Here is a 19,956-nt window from a genome sequence, read left to right as displayed (position 1 = left end):
TGAGACTGGCGCGCAACTTGCTTCTTTCTTAACCTGCCTTGCTGGCGTTCTTGTTCGAAATTCAGGGAAAAACCAATGCGTTTTGTGTCTTTCAGGCCGGCGACCTCAGTCCTCGCTACCGCTGCGCTGTTGCTCATCGCCACCGCGCCGTCGCAAGCGCAGACCAGGGCGGAGACCTTGCGCTATGTGACGGGCGCATCCGTCAACACGCTCGATCCCAACATCCCCGGCTCGACCCGCGAGTCTTTCGCATTGAGCATGAGCACGTACGACCGCCTGGTCGCGTTCGGCCGGAAGCAGCTCAACGGCAAATGGGTGTTCGATCTCGACACGATTACGGGCGAGCTCGCCGAATCCTATGAGGTCAGCCCCGACGGTCTGAAGATCACCTTCCGCCTGCGCAAGGATGCAAAATTCCAGGACGGCTCGCCCGTCACTGCCGAGGACGTGAAGTGGTCGCTCGATCGCTGCGTCACCGCGCCGATCCTCGGCAAGGCGCAACTGCTCACGGGCTCCCTCACGTCGGCCGATCAGTTCAAGGTGATCGATCCCCTCACCATCGAGGTGACGCTGCCAAAACCGGACAAGCTCGCGCTTCCCAATCTCGCCACCGTCTATCCGATGATCATCAACTCGAAAGTGGCAAAGGAGCACGCGACGGCCGATGATCCGTGGGCCACGGCCTGGCTCAAGGAGCACACCGCCGGCAGCGGTGCCTATGTGGTCGAGACTTTCAAGCCGGGCGAGCAGGTGATCCTCAAGCGCGACGAGGCCTGGAATCGCGGCTCGGCCAACAAGCCGGCTTTCTTCAAGCGCGTCATCGTGCAGTCGGTGCCGGAGCCTGCGACCCGCGCCAACCTCGTCGAGCGCGGCGATGCCGATCTCGTGCTCGATCTCCAGGCCAGCGACGTGCAGTCGCTGGAGGCCAAGGGCAAGCTCAAGGTGGTCTCGACGCCGCAGTACAATGCGATCACCTTCGTCTCGATGAACAACCAGATCCCGCCCTTCGACAACGTCAATGTCCGCCGCGCCATCGCCTTTGCGCTGCCCTATGAGGACATGTTCAAGGCCGCCTTGTTCGGCCGCGGCGCGCCGCTGTTCGGCGCGACCTGGCCGGATGGCAAGCCGGCGACCGGCATCTATCCGTTCCAGGCGCCGGTGAAGATCGATCTCGACAAGGCGAGGGAATATCTCAAGGCCGCCGGGCTCCCGGAAGGCTTCTCGACCACCTTCAGCTTCAATGTCGGCCAGGCCTCGACCGCCGAGCCGATGGCAGCTCTGGTGAAGGAGTCGCTCGGCAAGATCGGCATCAAGGTCGACATCCAGAAGCTGCCGGATGCGCAGATGTCGACGCAGATCAACGAGAAGAAGCTGCCGTTCTTCACCGAGGGCATCGTCGCCTGGCTGCCCTCGACAGACTATTTCTACCGCAACTTCTACACCGGCAATCAGCGCTGGAACTACAGCTCGATCAACAATGCCGAGCTCGCCGCCATCGCGCAGGAGGCCCGCTTCGAGCCGGATAAGGCCAAGTACGAGGAGGACGGCCGCAAGCTCAACGCCATCCACTTCAGCGAGATGCCGCAGATCCCGCTGTGGCAGCCGAACCAGGACGCCGTGATGGCGTCGTCGGTCGAAGGCTACACCTACGAGTTCCACCGCCAGGTCGACTATCGCGACGTCAGCCGCAAGTGATATCGCCAGACGAAAGAGGCTCTGAAAGGTCATGACCGGTCTTGGTGCAACGATGGTGCGGGCGGGCAGGCGGCTGCTGTCGTCGCTGCCGGCATTGTTCGGTGTGCTGGTCTTCACCTTCCTGCTGATGCGGGTCCTGCCGGGAGACCCCGCGGTGTTCTTCGCCTCGGGGCCCAATGCGGGCAAGGAGGAGATCGAGCTGATCCGCAAGCAGATGGGGCTCGACAAATCGGTGCCGGAGCAGCTCGTGTTCTATCTCTCCGACATCGGTCACGGCAATCTCGGCCGCTCCATGATGACGGGGCAGCCGGTGCTGAAGGATTTGCGCGAGCGGCTGCCGGCGTCGCTGGAGCTCACCTTCACCGCGCTGCTGATCGCGCTGATCGCGGCGGTGCCGCTCGGTGTGATCGCGGCCTTGCGGCCGGGGTCGGTCGTCGATCACGGCGTGCGGTTGTTCTGCGCGCTCGGTGTCTGCGTGCCGACCTTCGTCTCCGGGCTGCTCTTGATCTACGTCTTCTACTATCTGCTCGGGCTTGCGCCTGATCCCACCGGGCGGATAGACGTCTTCACCTCGCTGCCGCCGCAGCGCACCGGCTTCTTGTCGATCGATTTCCTGCTGGCCGGAGACCTTGAGGGCTGGTGGGCGGCCTGCAGGCAGTTGATCCTGCCGGCGGTGAGCATGGCGCTGTTCGTGATCGCGCCGCTGGCGCGGATCACGCGCGCCTCGATGCTGGTGTCGCTCGGCAGCGATTTCGTGCGCACCGCGCGCTCGGTCGGATTGTCCTGGCGCAAGGTCGTCGTCACCTACGCGCTACGGAATGCGATCCTGCCCGTCATCACCATTGCCGGCATCGTGTTCTCGACCATGCTGGGTGCCAATGTGCTGGTCGAGAAAGTGTTCTCCTGGCCGGGCGTTGCCTCCTACGCGCTCGATGCGCTGCTGTCGTCCGACTACGCGCCGGTGCAAGGCTTCGTGCTGTTGATGGCGAGCCTGTTCGTGCTGGTCAATCTCGTGGTCGATATCTGCTATGGCATCGCTGATCCCAGGGTGTCGATCGAATGACCAGCGCCACCCTTCGCCATTCGGTCTGGATCTTGCGCGGCAACCCGCTCACGGCGGTGGCCGCGGCCGGAGTGACGCTGTTCGTCCTGCTTGCGATCTTCGGGCCCTGGATCGTGCCCTATGATCCCGTGGTCTCCAACGTCTCGGAGGCGCTGCTGCCGCCGAGCGCGGCGCATCTCGCCGGCACCGACCAGCTCGGGCGCGATGTGTTCAGCCGTCTCATCATCGCCGCGCGGCTCGATCTGGCCATCGCCGTCTCCGCGGTCGGCATCTCCTTCGTGATCGGCGCCGTCGTCGGTTCGTTCTGCGGCTATGCCGGCGGCCGGCTCGATCGCGCGGTCGGCCGCTTCGTCGACGTGATGATGGCCTTTCCGCTGTTCGTGCTGGCGATGGCGATGGTGGCCGCCCTCGGCAACCGCATCGAGAACATCGTGATCGCAACCGCGATCATCAATCTTCCCTTCTACATCCGCTTCGCGCGCGCCGAGGTGAACGTCCGGCGGAATGTCGGCTGGGTCGAGGCCGCACGCGCCTGCGGCGAGAGTCATTTTTCCGTGGTGCTGCGCTTCCTGCTGCCGAACATCCTGCCGGCGATGGCGGTGCAGATCTCGCTCAATCTCGGCTGGGCTATTCTCAATGCCGCCGGCCTGTCCTTCATTGGCCTCGGCGTCAAGCCGCCGACACCGGAATGGGGCATCATGGTCGCGGAGGGCGCGCGCTTCATCTCCACGGGGCGGTGGTGGCTGGTGGCCTTTCCGGGCCTCGCGCTGATGATGGCTGTGCTGTGCTTCAATCTGCTCGGGGACGGGATGCGGGATATTCTCGATCCCCGCATGCGCACATGAGCGAGGAACTGCTCAGGATTGACGACCTCCACGTCGCGTTCTCGACGCGGCGCGGTGTGGTCGAGGCCGTGCGCGGCGTTACGCTCACGGTCGGGGCCGGCGAGATGCTCGGCCTTGTCGGCGAGAGCGGCTCGGGCAAGTCGGTGACCGGCTTTGCGACGACGCGGCTGCTCGATGCCGCCGGCCGCGTCACCGGCGGCAAGATCCTGTTTCGCGGGCAGGACGTAACGAAGCTCCGGGGCGACGACCTCCGTCACCTCCAGGGCGCCGCGATGTCGATGATCTTCCAGAACCCGCGGGCGGCGCTGAATCCGATCCGGGCGATCGGTTTGCAGATCGCGGACGCGATCCTCACCCACAAGCGGATATCGAAGGACGCCGCGCGCGCCGAGGCGCTCGACCTGCTGCGCGCGGTCCAGATCCGCGATCCCGAAGCGCGGATGAATGCCTATCCGCACGAACTCTCCGGCGGCATGTGCCAGCGCGTCATGATCGCGATCGCGATCTCCTGCAATCCCGCGCTCCTGATCGCGGACGAGCCGACCACCGGCCTCGACGTCACCACGCAGAAGGTGGTGATGGATCTGCTCGCGGACATCGCCGCCGCGCGCGGCATGGCGACGATCCTGATCACGCATGATCTCGGCCTCGCCGCGCGTTATTGCCGCCGTATCGCGGTGATGGAGCGTGGCCGCATCGTCGAGGAGGCGAGCCCCAAGATACTCTTCAACGCGCCGCAGCACGCGTATACGAGGCGCCTGGTGGCGGCATCGCCGACCGCGACGTCCCGGATCGAGGATCTCGTGACGGAGGAGGAGCGGGAGCGTTACGCGACCGTTGTCAGCAAACCGAGGCAGGAGCCCGCACACGGCACACCGCCGCTGCTGGAAGTGCGCAAGCTCGCGAAGCGTTTCGACCAGGGCTCTGCGGCCGTCGCGGACTTCTCGATGACGATGGCCGGCGGCGAGAGCGTCGGTCTGGTCGGCGAATCCGGTTCCGGCAAGAGCACGACCTCGCGCATGATCTGCCGCCTGATCGATCCGAGCGAAGGCGACATCGTGTTCGACGGGCAGTCGATCGGACATGTCGCCTCGCGCGACTTCCATCGCTCGCGCTTTCGCAAAGACATCCAGATGGTGTTCCAGGACCCGAACGAAAGCCTCAACCCGCGTTATTCGGCCTTCGACTGTATCGCCCATCCCCTGATGCGGCTCGACGGCCAGCGGGCGGGCGATGCGCTACGCAAGCGTGTCGAGGAATGCGCCGAGCGGGTGGGCTTGCCGCTCGACCTCTTGCCGCGTTTCCCGCACCAGCTCTCCGGCGGCCAGAAGGCCCGCGTCGGCATTGCCCGCGCCATCGCCTGCCGGCCGCGGCTGCTCGTGCTGGACGAGCCGACCGCTGCGCTCGACGTCTCGGTGCAGGCGGTTGTGCTGCAGTTGCTCGATCGCCTTCGGCGCGAGAACGACATCGCGCTGCTGTTCGTCAGTCACGATCTCAACGTGGTGCGCATGCTGTGCGACCGCACCATCGTGCTGCGCAATGGTGGCATCGTGGAGCAGGGGGAAAGCCGGGCGCTGTTCGATAATCCGAAGACCGACTACACCCGCAAGCTGGTCGAGGCGATCCCGCATATCGAGACCGGCGAGGTGCTCGCGGCTGCTCTTTAGGGCTACGCAAGTCAACTTGGGCCAGCCAAAAAGTCGATGAGATCCCGCTGGTGAAGGCCCATTTACTGGCATACCATTTGCAAGCCAATGGGCTTCGGTTTCACCTGCCTTTGGCCAACGATTGGCCGATATCACGGCATTACTGGGAGGACTTCATGGATCGCAGGACCGTATTGAAGGGACTGGCTGGCGCGGGCAGCCTGGCATTGACGGGCGGCCTCTCGGCCCCGGCGATCGCCCAGGGCGCCGCAGCGCGCACCCTGCGCTTCGTGCCGCAAGCCAATCTCGCCAATTTCGACCCGATCTGGGGTACCCAATATGTCGTGCGCAATGCGGCCGCGATGGTCTGGGACACGCTCTACGGCATCGACTCTTCGTTCCAGCCGCAGCGGCAGATGGTCGAGTCCGAGGAAGTGACCGATGACGGCACGACCTGGACGTTCAAGCTGCGGTCGGGCCTCAAATTCCATGACGGCGCGCCGGTGCTGAGCAAGGACGTCGTCGCGAGCCTCACCCGCTGGTCGGCGCGCGATCCGATGGGCCTGATGATCAAGGCGCTTCAGCAGGAGCTCACCGCCGTCGACGACCGCACCTTCAAATGGGTGTTGAAGCAGCCTTTCCCGAAAATGCTCTACGCGCTGGGCAAGAACAATTCGCCATGCGCCTTCATCATGCCCGAGCGCATCGCGCAGACCGATCCGTTCAAGCAGATTTCTGAATATGTCGGCTCCGGTCCGCTGAAGTTCGCCAAGAGCGAGTGGGTCCCCGGCGCCAAGGCCGTGTTCGAGAAGTTCGCGGACTATTCGCCGCGGCAGGAGAAGTCGTCCTGGCTCGCCGGCGGCAAGCAGGTGATGGTCGATCGCGTCGAGTGGGTGATCATGCCGGATCCGGCAACCGCCGCAGCCGCATTGCAGAACGGCGAGATCGACTGGTGGGAGAATCCGATCGCGGATCTCGTTCCGGTTCTGAAGAAGAACAAGAACATCAGCGTCGATATCGGCGATCCTCTCGGCAATATCGGCTCCTTCCGCATGAACTTCCTCTATCCGCCGTTCAACGACGTCAAGGCGCGGCGTGCGGTGCTGATGGCGCTGAGCCAGGAAGACTACATGCGCGCGATTGTCGGCGACGACAATTCGCTGTGGAAGTCGCTGCCCGGCTACTTCACACCGGATACGCCGCTCTACACCGAAGTGGGCGGCGAGATTCTGAAGGGCAAGCGCGATCTGGACGCCGCCAAGAAGCTGCTCGCCGAGAGCGGCTATTCCGGCCAGCCGGTAACGTGTCTCGTCGCGCAGGACCAGCCGATCACCAAGGCGATGGGCGACGTGACCGCCGACCTCCTCAAGAAGCTCGGCATGAATGTCGACTTCGTGGCGACCGATTGGGGCACGGTCGGCTCCCGCCGCGCGCAGAAGACACCGCCCGGACAGGGCGGCTGGAACATGTTCCACACCTGGCACGCAGGCGCGGATTGCGTCAATCCGGCTCCCTACACCGCCATCCGCGCCAATGGTGACAAGGCGTGGTTCGGCTGGCCTACCAGCGCAGGCACCGAAAAGGAGGTCACGTCGTGGTTCGAGGCCAAGAACCTCGACGAGGAGAAGGCTGCCATCGGTCGTCTCAACAAGGCGGCGATCGATGACGTCGTCTACGCGCCGACCGGCTTCTTCCTGAGCTACACTGCGTGGCGCAAGAACGTCTCGGGCGTTACCAAGGGACCGTTGCCCTTGTTCTGGGGCGTGTCGAAGTCCGCTTGATCGTGCGTTGAGGCCAGATGCTCTCCTACATCCTCCGTCGCATCGTCGCGACCTTGCCGGTCATGGCAATCGTCGCGCTGTTCGTGTTCAGCCTGCTTTACATCGCGCCGGGTGATCCGGCCGTGGTGATCGCGGGTGATCAGGCAAGCCCGGAGGATGTGGAGCGCATCCGCCAGAGCCTCGGCCTCGACCGGCCCTTCCTGGTCCAGTTCGGAAGCTGGGTCTGGCGCATCCTGCACGGCGATCTCGGCACCTCGATCTTCACCAATCTGCCGGTCTCGGCGATGATCGGGCAGCGTCTCGGACCGACGCTGTCGCTGATGATCGTTACGCTGCTGCTCACGATCGTGGTGGCGGTGCCGCTCGGCGTGGTGGCGGCGTGGAAGGCCGGCAGCCTGATCGACCGCGTGATCATGGGCTTTGCGGTGTTCGGATTCTCGCTGCCCGTCTTCGTGGTCGGCTACATGCTCGCCTACATCTTCGCGCTCGAGCTCGAATGGCTGCCGGTGCAGGGCTACACGCCGCTGACCCAGGGTTTCTGGCCGTGGCTGGAAAACCTGATCCTGCCGGCGATCGCGCTCGGCTGCGTCTACATCGCGCTGGTCGCGCGCATCACCCGCGCCGCCATGCTCGAAGTCTTGCAGCAGGACTATATCCGCACCGCCAAGGCCAAGGGCCTGGGGCAGGGCGGCATCCTGTTCATTCATGCGCTGAAGAACGCAGCGGTGCCGATCGTGACCGTGATCGGGATCGGCATCGCGCTGCTGATCGGCGGTGCTGTCGTCACCGAGAGCGTGTTCGCGATTCCCGGCCTCGGCCGGCTCACGATCGATGCGATCCTGCGCCGCGACTATCCCGTCATCCAGGGCATCGTGCTGCTGTTCAGCTTCGTCTACGTCCTCGTCAACCTGATGATCGACGTCACCTATACGCTCGTTGACCCGAGGATCCGCTATTGACCGACACCACCGTCAATCCGCAATCGCTTCCCGCCGGCCTTATCCTTGCGCCGCAACTGCCGGACATCCTCCGGCCGGTCAAGATCCGGCGCGGCTTCATCGGCCTGTTGCGCGGCCATCCGACGGTTGCGATCGGCGGCGCGCTGCTGCTGACCCTGGTGCTGATCGCGATCCTCGCGCCCTATCTCGGCACCGTCGATCCGACCGCGCTTGCGCCCGCCAAGCGGACGCGCGCGCCGTCGGCTGATTTCTGGTTCGGCACCGACGTGCTCGGCCGCGACGTCTATTCGCGCGTGCTGTTCGGCGCGCGGGTCTCGCTCACGGTCGGCCTGTCGGTTGCGATCTTCGCCTCCGCAGCGGGTCTTGCGATTGGCATGATCTCGGGTTTCATCCGCTGGGCTGACGGCATCTTGATGCGCTTCATGGATGGATTGATGTCGATCCCGCCGATCCTGCTGGCGATCGCGCTGATGGCCTTGACGCGCGGCAGCGTCGGCAACGTCATCCTGGCGATCACCATCGCCGAGATCCCGCGCGTCTCGCGCCTCGTGCGCAGCGTCGTGCTGTCGCTGCGCGAGCAGCCCTATGTCGACGCGGCGGTCGCCTGCGGCACGCGCACGCCGATGATCATCCTGCGCCACATCCTGCCCAACACGGTTGCGCCGATGCTGGTGCAGGCGACCTATATCTGCGCCAGCGCCATGATCACGGAAGCGATCCTGTCCTTCATCGGTGCCGGCACGCCGCCCACCATCCCGTCCTGGGGCAACATCATGGCCGAGGGCCGCGCGCTGTGGCAGGTCAAGCCCTACATCGTGTTCTTTCCGGCGGTCTTCCTGTCCGTCACCGTGCTGGCGGTGAACCTGCTCGGCGACGGCCTTCGCGATGCGCTCGATCCGCGCATGGCCAAGAGCCTGTGATGTCAAGAGGCTGATCGCATGGCATTGCTCGAAGTCGAGAACCTCCAGACCCATTTCCGCACCCCCGGTGGCATCAACCGCGCGGTCGACGGCGTGTCCTTCCATGTCAACGAGGGCGAGACGCTCGCCATCGTCGGCGAGTCCGGCTGCGGCAAGTCGGTGACCTCGATGTCGCTGATGCGGCTGGTCCCGGAGCCGCCCGGCAGGATCGCAGGCAGCATCCGCTTTGCCGGCAAGGACCTGCTGAAGCTGTCCGATCGCGAGATGCGCGCGATCCGCGGCAACGATATCTCGATGATCTTCCAGGAACCGATGACCAGCCTCAATCCGGTGCTGACCGTCGGCCGCCAGATCCGCGAGACCTTGATGATCCATCAGGGCCTGGACAAGCAGGCCGCCGAAACACATGCGATCGAGATGCTGACGCTGGTCGGCATTCCCGAGCCGAAGCGGCGCGTGCGCGAATATCCGCACCAGCTCTCCGGCGGCATGCGCCAGCGCGTGATGATCGCGGTGGCGCTGGCCTGCAATCCAAAACTGCTGATCGCGGACGAGCCGACCACGGCGCTCGACGTGACCATCCAGGCGCAGATCCTCAAGCTGATGCTGGATCTCAAGCGCCGGGTCGGCGCGGCCATCATCCTGATCACCCACGATCTCGGCGTCGTCGCCGAGATCGCAGAGCGAGTCATGGTGATGTATGCCGGCCGCAAGGTCGAGGAGGCGCCGGTCGCGGAACTGTTCCGCTCGCCGCGTCATCCCTATACGCAAGGCCTTCTGGGCGCGGTGCCGAAGCTGGGCTCCTCGCTCGCGGGCACGGCGACCCGGCTCGCCGAGATTCCGGGGCAGGTGCCGGATCTGCGCAAGCCGATCACCGGCTGCGTCTTTGCCGGGCGCTGCGCGCTCGCGACCGATCTCTGCCGCCAATATGCGCCGGGGCTGGAAGAGAAGGGCCCGCGCCACATCGCCGCCTGTCATTACGCCGCCAAGGGAGCCATCGCGGCATGAGTCCTCCGCTGCTCCAGGTCAACGACCTCAAGAAGCATTTTCCGATCAACAAGGGCCTGTTCGGGCGGCAAACCGAATTCGTCTATGCGGTCGACGGCGTGTCGTTCGAGATCGCGCGCGGCGAGACACTGTCGCTGGTCGGCGAGTCCGGCTGCGGCAAATCGACGGTTGGCCGCGCCATCCTGCGCCTGTTCGAGATCACCTCGGGCCAGGTCATTCTCGACGGTCAGCGCATCGACGACGCGCATCCGAGCACGATGCGCCAGATGCGCCGGCGCGTGCAGGTCGTGTTCCAGGATCCGTTCTCGAGCCTCAACCCGCGCATGCGCGTGCGCGACATCCTGGCCGAGCCGATCCGCAATTTTGGCCTCGCCAAATCCAAGGAGGATCTCGAGGTTCGCGTCACGGAGCTGATGGACACCGTGCGCCTGCCGCGCGAGGCCTTGAACCGCCGTCCGCACGAATTCTCCGGCGGCCAGCGCCAGCGTATCGGCATCGCGCGGGCACTCGCGGCCGAGCCCGAGCTGATCGTGTGCGACGAAGCGGTCTCGGCGCTCGACGTCTCGGTCAAGGCGCAGGTCGTCAATCTGCTCCAGGACCTTCAGCAGAAATTCGGCCTGGCGCTGCTGTTCATCAGCCATGACCTCGCCATCGTCGAGCACATGACCCATCGGGTCGCGGTGATGTATCTCGGCAAGATCGTCGAGGTGGCGCCGCGCCGCGAGATCTTTGCCGCGCCGAGGCATCCCTACACCAAGGCGCTGCTTTCGGCCGTGCCGCTGCCTGAGCCCGGCGCCCAGCGCAATCCGATCATCCTCGGCGGCGACGTGCCGAGCCCGATCAATCCGCCGAAGGGATGCCGCTTCCACACCCGCTGCCCGTTCGTGTTCGACCGCTGCCGCACCGAGGAGCCGACACTCCGGGCGGCCGGAGACGAGCGGTGGGTGGCGTGCCACCTCGATGCATTGCCGGCGGGTTGAGGCGCGGCGGCCGTTGGCCGGGCTCGCGTCACGGCATGCGGGATTTGGCCAGCACGCAGTGAATGCCCTTGTTGCCGTCGACGAGCTGCGTGACGCGGAGGTCGGCGGCGATCGAGCAGAGCGTATAGGCATCCTGCGCGCCGAGGCCGCTTTTCTCCCGGATCAGCGCGATCATGTGGCGCAGCGCCGCCTTGGCGGCATCGTCGAGGTCTTCGTCGAAGCCCATGGTGATCCAGTCGGACGCCGTCTCGGCGCGCGGCGAGGTGAGACGAAGATCGCGCCTGACGTGGAATTCGAAGGTGCCGGTGAGCGCAGCCTCGATCGCGGTCAGGCAGACTTCCCCGTCTCCCTGCAGCGCGTGGCCGTCGCCCGCGGAGAACAGCGCGCCCGGTACGAACACCGGAAAATATAGCGTGCTGCCGGCGCCCAGCTCCTTGTTGTCCATGTTGCCGCCGAAGGCGCGCGGCTCCTTCGAGGACAGCCGGCCCCATGATGGCGGCGGCGCCACGCCAAAATTGCCGAAGAAGGGGGAGAGCGGCAGCTCCTGGCCCCAGGGAAGTTTTGCGACGTTGCGCGCGCGGTCCAGCGGAATGTGGATGCGGCGGAACTCGGGAAAATCTTCCGGCAGCGTGCCGAGCGTCGGCACCTGCAGATTCCAGCCCCAATTACAGCGCAGCTCGATGCTGAGGACGCGCACTTCCAGCACATCGCCGGGTTCAACACTCTCGATGTGGATTGGCCCGGTGAGAAGGTGCGGGCCCGGTCCACGGAAGGCACTTGCCAACACCTCCGCTTGGCCGGGCACGACCTCATAGCCGAGCGAGGGATCGGGCAGATCGTCCGGCTCGCCCGACAGCGTCTCGATCGAGACCCGGTCTCCGGATGCGATCCGGAGCACCGGCTTCAATCGTCCGTCCCAGAGTCCCCAATGGACGTTTCCGGGTGTGGAGCGCAGGACGTGGTCCATGCCGCTACCTGCCTGCGCTGCTCGCAACGATCGAGGAGGGCGAGGTCGCGAACTTGCCGAGCCCGAGATAAACGAGGCCCGCCACGCCAATCCCGAACAGCCAGCTCAGATCGGCACCGCCCAGGAAGTTGATCGAGATCGGTCCCTGCAGCGCGCCGACGAGGCCGTCCTCCACCAGCCAGCCCGCGACGAGGCCGGCGAAGAACGCGATCATGCCGGCCCAGTTGATGTCGCCATAGGCGCTGGTCTCCGGCGAGCGGTAGAGCTCGGCGACGTCGATCTCGCCCTTGCGCTTGATGAAGAAGTCCGCGAGCACCACGCCGGCCCACGGGCTCATCCACAAGAGCAGGCTGATCATCCAGTTGTCGAACGCTTTCGCAAATGACGGCGCGAAGATGAAGTAGAGCGTGACCAGATAGCCGGCGACGCCAGTGATGACGGTGAGCCAGAAGCGCGAGAATTTCAGCCCCGCACTCAGCGCCGCCAATGTCGCCGAATAGACGTTGAGGATGTTGGTGGCGATCGGGCCGTGCAGCACCATCAGCAGCACGAGGATGCTGACCGGGCCGCCGAACACCGCGCTGACCATCTTGGCGGGATCGGTGTCCAGCGTCGTCGAGGCGATGGTTGCGCCGAGGATGCCGAGCCAGACCGTCGGCACGAACATGCCGACATAGCTGTACCAGAACACGGATTTCGACGGCGTGCTGCGCGGCACGAAGCGCGAATAGTCGGAGGCCCAGGTCACCCAGGAGATGCCCCAGCCGACGCCGATCGCGGTCATCAGCAAGGTCAGCATCGCCATGTGCGCACCGGGCGGCAGCGAGGTCGTCAGGCTCCAATTGACGACGCCGGGGCGCGTCCAGGCCAGCACGCTCATCAGCACCATGATGGCGATGGTCGGCGGCACCGTGTACTTCTCGAAGGTGCGGATCGCGTAGAAGCCGTAGATCCCGATCAGCACCTGCACCGCCATCACCAGCGTGATGACGACGATCTCGATCAGCCAGGTGTCGGGCACGCCGAACTGGCCGAGGATGCCCATCGAGACCTTCACCGGGAAATAGGTGTTCACACCGATCCAGCCCAGCGTCATCAGGAACATCAGGATGCTCGGCAGGTAGGCGCCGCGAACGCCAAAGGCGGACCGGCTCAGCACCATCTGGTTGACGCCGGTCTTGTGTCCCATCACCGTGAAGGTCGCGAAGATTGCGCAGCCCACGATGTTGCCGAGCACGATGACCGCGATCGTCTCCATCAGGCCGAGCTTGAGGATGATGCCGAGCGCGCCGAGCGCCCAGTTCACCGGCGCGATGTTGGCGCCCGCCCAGATCCACATCTGCTGAGGGCCGGTGGAATCCCGGTCCGCATCAGGAATTGGCTCGATGCTGTGAATATCAGCGCGAAGTTCGGAATCCGTCATGACATCCCCCAATACGAAGCACGCTTCGCATCATCGCAGCATAAATCGTGCCATTGGTTGTGAGGCAGCCGGGCAGGGCGCGCACTGATGCCGGACGCAGCGTGGCTCGCGCCGGATGCACCTGCGTTTTCAAGTGCGGGCTGACGTCTGGTGCCGGCGCGCCGCGGCACGCCCGACTTGCCGGCGAGAAGCGGTGGACGTTGCACGGCCAAGCAGCGGTACGATGATAAATTGAGCAGCTCAACTCAAAAGCGCAGCAACTGCGCCTAGTCGAATAGGGCAGCGGAGCTGTCGCGACTTGGATTGCGGGCCACGATGCGCTGCATCATCTCGATGAAGAGCGCCTGTTCCCGCTCGCTCAAATCGCCGAGCGTTGCACGATGCGCCCCCCGTGCCGCGCCCTCGATCTTGACCAGAAGCGCGGCGCCCGCCGGCGTCAATCGGCACAATCGCGCCCGGCGATCGTCCTTGTTCACCGCGCGCTCGACCAGGTTCCGTGCGGCGAGCCGCTTCAACGCGCCGGTCGTCGTGGTCCGATCCAGGGCGATATCGGCCGCCAAAGTGGTCTGATCGGCGGTTTCGCGCACCGCCAGCGCCGAGAGCAGGCTGTATTGCAGCGGCGTGACCTCGAATTCACCGCAGGCGTCCTGAAACAGCGCGACGTGAATCTGGTGCAGCCGCCGGATCAGATAGCCGGGTCGCTCGGACAATGGCCAGGGGCGGTGCTTGCCCCCGCTGCGACTTTTCCTGGCTTGCCGCAATGCACGCTCTCCCAACCCAAATCCCTGCCGCGCTTAGCTCGATTCGAGCGAGCCCGCCACCACCCGATCATGGCATGATGCTTGCTTTTGTCAAAATACGAAGCATACTTCGTATTCAAATGCGAAGCACACTTCGTAATCAGCGAGCGGGGCAACCGCCTGCGCGAGATCCAAGGAGAGCGCCATGTCCGTCACTGCCAGCTTCGACCTTCTGCTGCGAGGCGGTCGCGTGATCTGCCCCGCTTCGGGCGTGGACGGCGTCAAGGATGTCGCCATCCGGGGCGGCAAGATCGCAGCGGTCGCTGCGGACATCCTGCCGACCAGCGCGAAGGAAGTCGTCGACGTCAGTGGCAAGCTCGTGCTGCCCGGGCTGATCGATACCCACGCGCATGTCTATCAATATGTCTCGGGACGCTTCGGCATGAACCCCGACATGGTCGGCGTGCAGTCGGGCGTGACGACGCTGGTCGACCAGGGCGGTCCATCCTGCATGACGCTGCCGGGCTTTCGCCATTTCATCGCGGAGCCTGCGGCCTCGCGCGTCTATGCGTTTATCTCCGCCTACCTCGTCGGCGGGCTCGAGGGACACTTTTATCCGCAGCTCTACAGCCCCGATGGCGTCGACATCGACGCGACGGTGAAGGCGGCGACGGCCAATCTCGATCTCGTGCGCGGCATCAAGGCCCATGCCGAGATCGGCGGCTTCGCGCGCTGGGGCATTCGCGTCATCGAGATGGCGGCGGAGATCGGCAAGCGTGCCGATCTGCCGGTCTATGTGCATTTCGGCCAGCTCTGGGGCCTGCCCGAGAGCGGCGCCAATGGCGAGGATGCCGACACCATCCTCACCCGCGTGATCCCGCTCTTGCGCGAGGGCGACATTCTCGCTCATCCCTTCACGCGCCATCCCGGCGGCTTCGTCAACCGCGAGGGCGAGGTGCATCCGGTGATCCAGGCCGCGCTCGACCGCGGCCTCAAGGTCGATGTCGGCCACGGCAGCCACTTCTCCTATCGGCTCGCGAAGAAGGCGATCGCCGCCGGCATCATTCCGACCACGCTGGGCGCCGACATCCACGGTTACAACACCCATGTGCCCGCGCCGGCCGGAACGCCCGATCAGCACGAGGACGACGAGAACCATCCCTTCGCTGGCCAGGCCAAGTTCAGCCTGGTGCAGGCCATGAGCTCGATGATGGCGCTTGGCCTGACGCTCGAGCAGGTGGTGCCGATGGTCACCTCCAATCCCGCCAAGATGCTCGGCCGCAGCGGGGAGATCGGCGCGCTCAAGGTCGGCATGGACGCTGACGTCTCCGTGCTCGCGGAGAAGAACGGCCGCTTCGTCCTCAAGGACAACGAGAAGAACGAGGTGATTGCCGAGCGTCTGCTGCAGCCGGCCTTCTGCCTGCGTGCCGGCACGCGCTTCGACGCGGTCGCGCCGATCCTGCCGCAAGCCGTCGCGGCGTAAGGCCCGGCGGTGAAGGAGGGCGCGGAGTTGCGCAACGAGCGAGAATTTCCGTCTAGCAAGTCCGGGCAGGGCGTGGGCGCACGGCTGCCGCGCAAGGAGGACGACCGCCTGATGCGCGGCCGCGGTCTATATGTCGGCGACGTCAGGCTCGCCGGCCTCAAGGACGTCGCCTTCGTGCGCAGCCCGCTGGCGCATGCACGCATCCGCGGCATTCATGTGCCCGAGCGTTATCGCGATCGCGTCTTCACGGCGGCCGATCTCGTCGGCATCAAGCCGATCCGCGCGGTGTCAGGGCTGCCCGGCTTCAAGATTTCCGAGCAGCCGGTGCTCGCGACCGGCAAGGTGCGCCAGGTCGGCGAGCTCGTCGCGATGTGCCTCGCGCCGACGCGCGCCGAGGCCGAGGACATCGCGGCGTCCGTCATGCTCGATCTGGAAGAGCTGCCCGCCATCACCGACATGCTGAAGGCGCGCGAGCCTGATACGGCGCTGGTGCATGAGCATTGGGGCGACAACGTCTTCCTCGAAACCAACTACGAGGTCGACATCTCCGCGGCACTCGACGCGCCGATCAAGGTGACGCGCGAGATCTCGACCGCGCGGCAATGCATGTCGCCGCTGGAAGGCCGTGGCGTGGTCGCAACCTTCGATTCCCGGCTCGACCAGCTGACGCTGCATTCGGCGGCGCAGATGCCGCACATCACCCGCAGCGGCCTTGCCGAATGCCTCGGCATGGAGGAGGGCCAGATCCGCGTGATCTCGCCCGATGTCGGCGGCGGCTTTGGCCACAAGGGCATTCTGCTGCCCGAAGAGGTCTGCCTGTCCTGGCTGACCATGCAACGCGGCCATCCGGTGCGCTGGCTCGAAGATCGCCGCGAGCACCTCGTCGCCAGCTCCAATTGCCGCGAGCACCACTACAAAATCACGGTCTATGCCGACAGCGACGGCACCTTACGCGGCATCGATTGCGAGGCGACCGTGGATTCCGGCGCCTACTCATCCTATCCGTTCTCGGCCTGCCTTGAAGCCGCGCAGGTCGCGAGCATCCTGCCCGGCCCGTACAAGATGCCGGCCTATCGCTGCCGCACCTTCTCGGTCGCCACCAACAAATGCCCGATCCTGCCCTATCGCGGTGTCGCGCGCACCGGCGTCTGCTTTGCGCTGGAGCTGATGCTCGATCTCGTCGCGGCCGAGGCCGGCCTCGAGCCCGGCGAGGTCCGGCTGCGCAATCTGGTGCGTCCCGAGCAGATGCCGTTCGACAACGTCACCAAGAAGCATTTCGACAGCGGCGATTATCCGGAAGCGATGCGCCGCGCGCTCGCTGCGATCGACATCGACGCCATCCGCGAGAAGCAAAAGCAGGGCGAGGCGGACGGCCGCCGCATCGGCGTCGGCGTCTCCATCTATTGCGAGCAGGCCGCACACGGCACCTCGGTCTATTCCGGCTGGGGCATTCCGATGGTGCCGGGCCATGAGCAGGCCTCGGCCCGCCTGACGCCGGACGGCGGCCTCGAACTCCGTGTCGGCGTGCATTCGCACGGGCAGGGCATGGAGACCACGCTCGCCCAGGTCGCGCACGAAATCCTCGGCGTCGACGTCGCACACATCCGCATCATGCTCGGCGACACCGCGATGACGCCCTATTCGACCGGCACCTGGGGCTCGCGCTCGATGGTGATGGCGGGCGGTGCGGTCGCGACCGCCTGCCGCGAGCTCGGCGAACGCGCCCGGCGCATCGGCGCAAAACTGTTGCAGCACGATCCGGCCTCCGTGGTGTTGCAGAATGGCGAGGTGCGCGGCGTCAACGGCAGTGTCAGCCTGAAGGCGATCGCCCACACCTGGTATCGCCGCCCGCAGGATTTGCCGGCCGATGTCGATCCCGGCGGGTTGGAAGTGACGCAAGGCTACAAGCCCGTGCGCGACAGCGGCACCTTCAGCTACGCCGCGCATGCGGCTGTCGTGGCGGTCGATCCTGATCTCGGCGAGGTGGAGATTCTTGACTATGTGATCGTCGAGGATGGCGGCGTGCTGGTCAATCCGCTGGTCGTCGACGGCCAGATCTATGGCGGCCTCGCGCAAGGCATCGGCACCGCGCTCTATGAGGAAATGCCGTTCGATGCCTCCGGCCAGCCGCTGGCGACGACGCTCGCCGACTACCTGCTGCCCGGGCCGACCGAGGTCCCGGCCGCGCGACTCGACCACATGGAGACGCCGTCGCCCTACACGCAGTTCGGCGTGAAGGGCATCGGCGAGGGCGGTGCGATCGCCCCGCCGGCAGCGATCGCCAACGCCGTCAACGACGCGCTGCGCCCGCTCGGCGTCGAGCTGATGCAGTCTCCGATCACGCCGCATCGGATCGTCGCGGCGGTGCTGGCCGCGCGCGCGACTGAGAGGAGCGCGGCATGAAACCGGCGCCCTTCGCTTATGAGCGCCCGCGCGATCTCCATGCAGCGCTATCGATGCTGGCGGCGAGCAACGGGTCGGCAAAAATCATCGCCGGCGGCCAGTCGCTCGGCCCGATGCTCAATCTGCGGCTGGTGCAGCCGGAGCTGATCGTCGACATTTCCGGCCTCGCCGAGCTCAAGCGCGCCGAGATGTCCGGCGGCGATCTCGTGCTCGGCGCCCTGGTCACGCACGCCGACATCGAGGACGGGCGCGCGGCCGACGTGACTCGCGGCGCCATGCGCGGCGTGGCCGCCAACATTGCCTATCGTGCCGTGCGCAACCGCGGCACCATCGGCGGCTCGCTCAGCCACGCCGATCCCGCGGCGGACTGGATCTCGGCGCTCGCGGCGTTGGGCGCGCGGGTGACGCTGCGCAGCCTTGCCGGTGCGCGATCGATGGCCGTCGAAGCGTTTGTGGTCGGTGCCCTCGAATGCGCGCTGCATGCCGGCGAGATCGTCGAGGCGGTCCACGTCCCGGCGCGCGCGGCCTCGGCGCATTGGGGCTATGCCAAGAGCTGCCGCAAAACCGGCGAGTTCGCCCATGCCATCGGTGCGGTGCTGATCGATCCCGTTGCTGCCTCGGCGCGCGTCGTCATCGGCGCGATCGACACGGCGCCGATCGTCGTGACCGACGCCGCCGAGCTGTTCGGCGGACGGATCGCCGCCGATTACAAGCAGCGCTTCGATGTCCGTGTCGCTGACGCGTTGCTTGCAAAAGCCGGCATCGACGACGTCGCGCAGCGCCATATCCATGTCAGCGTGTTGAAGCGTGCCGTTCAGGAGGCTGCGGCATGAATACGATTGCGCTTCAGGTCAATCGCCGCGCGGTGGAGCTTTCGGCCGAGCCGCGCACCAGCCTTGCCGATTTCGTCCGCGACAAGCTCGACCTCACCGGCACGCATCTCGGTTGCGAGCACGGCGTCTGCGGCGCCTGCACCGTGCTGCTCGACGGCGTGCCGGCGCGCTCCTGCATCACCTATGCCGCGGCCTGCGAGGGTGCAGACATCACCACGATCGAGGGCCTCGACGAGGACGAGATCACGACCGAGTTGCGCGCCGCCTTCACCCGGGAGCATGCGCTTCAGTGCGGCTATTGCACGCCCGGCATGCTGGTCTCGGCGCGCGACCTCGTGCTGCGTCTACCCGATGCCGACGAGCGGCGCATTCGCGTCGGCCTCAGCGGCAATCTCTGCCGCTGCACCGGCTATGTCGGCATCGTGCGGGCGGTGCAGTCCGTGATCGAGGCGAGGCGCGCGCGCAGCATTGCGCCGCAGACAGGTGGCGGACGAACCAGTCTCGGCCCCGTCGGGTCGGGGCGCGCTGCAGCTAGCCGCAGCGAGCGGCCTGTGCAGCAGGCGTTGGCTCCGGCATCAGAGAGTGCCGCGCCAGGCAGCATCCCTGACTTCGTGCCGGCAACCGTGCTCGACCAGCGCTTCACGCTGGCGCAACCACCGGCAGAGGTGTTCGCGATGTTCGAGGATATCGCAGGCATCGCGGCCTGCCTTCCCGGCGTATCGCTGAAATCGCCGCCAAGCCCGGAGCGCGTGGAGGGTTTGATCCGCGTCAGGCTCGGGCCGATTGCCGCAGCCTTCGAGGGCGCCGCGCGCGTCGAGCGCGATCCCGCGACACTCTCGGGGCGCATCGTCGGCATCGGTACCGACCAGCGCAGCCATTCGGCGACGCAAGGGGAGATCCGTTACCGCCTGCTGCCGCTTGAAGGCGGCGCGGCGACCGCGGTCGAACTGTCGATCGGCTACACGCTCACGGGAATGCTCGCCCAGGTCGGCCGGCCCGGCCTGGTGCGCGATCTCGCAAAGCGCCTGGTTGCGGACTTTGCCGCAAATCTCGATCGCCACATGTCCGGCCGGCCGTCAGAGCCGGGCGCGCCGGCGGAGCTCAGTTTCTGGTCGATTGCATCAGACGTTTTGCGCGCACGGATCGCCCGCATGCTTGGCCGCCGGAGCGGGACGGGGTGATTGGTGTGCTCGCCCATCGGGAAGTGACG

General features: G+C 65.9%; 16 protein-coding genes. 13 read left to right on the top strand and 3 right to left on the bottom strand.

Features of this window, described 5'->3' with window-relative positions:
* Positions 1-75: 75 nt before the first annotated feature.
* From JQ592_RS00405 to JQ592_RS00365, 9 genes are all read left to right on the top strand, one after another.
* Positions 76-1,695 carry an ABC transporter substrate-binding protein gene (locus JQ592_RS00405; RefSeq protein ID WP_211400956.1) on the top strand — a complete coding sequence of 540 codons (1,620 nt, stop codon included), beginning with the start codon at positions 76-78 and terminating at the stop codon, positions 1,693-1,695.
* A 31-nt stretch (positions 1,696-1,726) separates the two neighbouring features.
* Positions 1,727-2,758, top strand: coding sequence for an ABC transporter permease (locus tag JQ592_RS00400; RefSeq protein WP_211400955.1), 1,032 nt, complete (start codon positions 1,727-1,729; stop codon positions 2,756-2,758).
* Positions 2,755-3,603 carry an ABC transporter permease gene (locus JQ592_RS00395; RefSeq protein WP_211400954.1) on the top strand — a complete coding sequence of 283 codons (849 nt, stop codon included), beginning with the start codon at positions 2,755-2,757 and terminating at the stop codon, positions 3,601-3,603. The genes JQ592_RS00400 and JQ592_RS00395 overlap by 4 nt, the downstream gene beginning before the upstream one ends.
* Entirely contained in the window at positions 3,600-5,270 is a 1,671-nt protein-coding gene (nikE, locus tag JQ592_RS00390) for a nickel ABC transporter ATP-binding protein NikE (RefSeq protein WP_211400953.1), read from the top strand. The genes JQ592_RS00395 and nikE overlap by 4 nt, the downstream gene beginning before the upstream one ends.
* 155 nt (positions 5,271-5,425) lie before the next feature.
* The gene (locus tag JQ592_RS00385; protein ID WP_211400952.1) at positions 5,426-7,030 is read left to right on the top strand and encodes an ABC transporter substrate-binding protein; all 1,605 of its coding nucleotides are present in this window, start codon (positions 5,426-5,428) and stop codon (positions 7,028-7,030) included.
* 17 nt (positions 7,031-7,047) lie between these two features.
* Positions 7,048-7,989, top strand: coding sequence for an ABC transporter permease (locus tag JQ592_RS00380; protein ID WP_211400951.1), 942 nt, complete (start codon positions 7,048-7,050; stop codon positions 7,987-7,989).
* A complete protein-coding gene (locus JQ592_RS00375) occupies positions 7,986-8,909 on the top strand; it encodes an ABC transporter permease (RefSeq protein WP_211400950.1) in 924 nt (307 codons plus the stop codon). Before JQ592_RS00380 ends, JQ592_RS00375 begins: the two co-directional genes overlap by 4 nt.
* Before the next feature lie 18 nt (positions 8,910-8,927).
* Positions 8,928-9,917: an ABC transporter ATP-binding protein gene (locus JQ592_RS00370; protein ID WP_211400949.1), complete on the top strand. Its 990-nt coding sequence runs from the start codon at positions 8,928-8,930 to the stop codon at positions 9,915-9,917.
* Positions 9,914-10,897, top strand: a complete 984-nt coding sequence (locus tag JQ592_RS00365) for an ABC transporter ATP-binding protein (protein WP_211400948.1) — start codon at positions 9,914-9,916, stop codon at positions 10,895-10,897. Before JQ592_RS00370 ends, JQ592_RS00365 begins: the two co-directional genes overlap by 4 nt.
* 28 nt (positions 10,898-10,925) lie before the next feature.
* Here the strand turns inward: JQ592_RS00365 and JQ592_RS00360 are convergent, their stop codons facing one another.
* The 3 genes from JQ592_RS00360 to JQ592_RS00350 all read right to left on the bottom strand — a co-directional run bounded on the left by JQ592_RS00360 (position 10,926) and on the right by JQ592_RS00350 (position 14,048).
* Positions 10,926-11,864 carry an acetamidase/formamidase family protein gene (locus JQ592_RS00360; protein ID WP_211400947.1) on the bottom strand — a complete coding sequence of 313 codons (939 nt, stop codon included), beginning with the start codon at positions 11,862-11,864 and terminating at the stop codon, positions 10,926-10,928.
* Between the two features lie 4 nt (positions 11,865-11,868).
* On the bottom strand, positions 11,869-13,287 hold the full coding sequence (locus JQ592_RS00355) for a cytosine permease (protein ID WP_211400946.1): 1,419 nt from the start codon (positions 13,285-13,287) through the stop codon (positions 11,869-11,871).
* A 266-nt stretch (positions 13,288-13,553) separates the two neighbouring features.
* The gene (locus tag JQ592_RS00350; RefSeq protein ID WP_246820071.1) at positions 13,554-14,048 is read right to left on the bottom strand and encodes a MarR family winged helix-turn-helix transcriptional regulator; all 495 of its coding nucleotides are present in this window, start codon (positions 14,046-14,048) and stop codon (positions 13,554-13,556) included.
* 184 nt (positions 14,049-14,232) lie between these two features.
* On the opposite strand from JQ592_RS00350, the gene JQ592_RS00345 reads away from it, so the two are divergent.
* Genes JQ592_RS00345 through JQ592_RS00330 form a run of 4 tightly spaced genes read left to right on the top strand, consistent with a single transcriptional unit; the run spans position 14,233 to position 19,927 of the window.
* On the top strand, positions 14,233-15,510 hold the full coding sequence (locus tag JQ592_RS00345) for an amidohydrolase/deacetylase family metallohydrolase (protein WP_211400945.1): 1,278 nt from the start codon (positions 14,233-14,235) through the stop codon (positions 15,508-15,510).
* A gap of 9 nt (positions 15,511-15,519) precedes the next feature.
* Entirely contained in the window at positions 15,520-17,913 is a 2,394-nt protein-coding gene (locus JQ592_RS00340; RefSeq protein ID WP_211400944.1) for a xanthine dehydrogenase family protein molybdopterin-binding subunit, read from the top strand.
* Positions 17,910-18,746: an FAD binding domain-containing protein gene (locus JQ592_RS00335; RefSeq protein ID WP_211400943.1), complete on the top strand. Its 837-nt coding sequence runs from the start codon at positions 17,910-17,912 to the stop codon at positions 18,744-18,746. The genes JQ592_RS00340 and JQ592_RS00335 overlap by 4 nt, the downstream gene beginning before the upstream one ends.
* Positions 18,743-19,927, top strand: coding sequence for a xanthine dehydrogenase family Fe-S subunit (locus JQ592_RS00330; RefSeq protein WP_211400942.1), 1,185 nt, complete (start codon positions 18,743-18,745; stop codon positions 19,925-19,927). Before JQ592_RS00335 ends, JQ592_RS00330 begins: the two co-directional genes overlap by 4 nt.
* Positions 19,928-19,956 lie beyond the last annotated feature (29 nt).

Source organism: Bradyrhizobium iriomotense (assembly GCF_018129405.1).
GTDB lineage: Bacteria > Pseudomonadota > Alphaproteobacteria > Rhizobiales > Xanthobacteraceae > Bradyrhizobium > Bradyrhizobium iriomotense_B.
The sequence above is the reverse complement of the archived record's forward strand: the minus strand, read 5'-3'. Positions and strand labels throughout refer to the sequence as shown.